The sequence below is a fragment of the Mesorhizobium sp. M0051 genome (assembly GCF_040323235.1).
Taxonomy (GTDB): domain Bacteria; phylum Pseudomonadota; class Alphaproteobacteria; order Rhizobiales; family Rhizobiaceae; genus Mesorhizobium.
This window is the reverse complement of sequence record NZ_JAMYUT010000103.1, coordinates 1-604: the sequence shown is the minus strand read 5'-3', so window position 1 is coordinate 604 and position 604 is coordinate 1. Positions and strand designations below refer to the sequence as shown.

At 56.3% G+C, this 604-nt stretch carries 1 protein-coding gene; it reads left to right on the top strand.

Annotated elements, in window-relative coordinates:
- Positions 1-2: 2 nt before the first annotated feature.
- Positions 3-604 (top strand): two-component system response regulator VirG (gene virG, locus NKJ90_RS33420; RefSeq protein WP_352443318.1); only part of this gene is annotated, 602 nt, incomplete at its 3' end.

Sequence of the window (604 nt, the reverse complement as noted above, 5' to 3'; positions counted from 1 at the left end):
CGATGCATGCCCTGAAGGTAACCGCAGTCCACGATAGCAAGCAGTTTGACTATGTTCTTTCACGTGAGCCAGTCGATCTCGTGGTTGTTGACCTTAACCTAGGCCGGGAGGATGGACTTGCGATCGTCCGCAATCTGGCGACAAAATCGGATGTTCCTATCATAGTGATCAGCGGCGACCGGCTTGATGAGGCGGAAAAAGTGGTTGCACTGGAGCTCGGCGCAACCGATTTCATTCCCAAGCCTTTCGGGATGCGCGAATTCTTGGCCCGCATTCGAGTAGCGCTACGCCAGCGCATTTCTAGTCCGCGAACCAGAGAGCAGCGCTCATTTCGCTTTGGGGCCTGGAAGCTCAGCGTGAAGCAGCGGCGACTGATCTGTGCGGAGCGTGGCGAGGTCAAGCTTACCGCATGTGAGTTCAATCTCTTGATCGCATTTCTGGAGAACCCCCGCAACGTGCTATCCAGAGAACGGCTTTTGCTCGCGAGCCGTGTGCGTGGAGAAGAGGTGTACGATCGAAGTATCGATGTCCTAATCATGCGCTTGCGCCGAAAGCTGGAGGCTGATGCGGCCAACCCTCGCCTGGTCAAAACATCCCGTGGCGC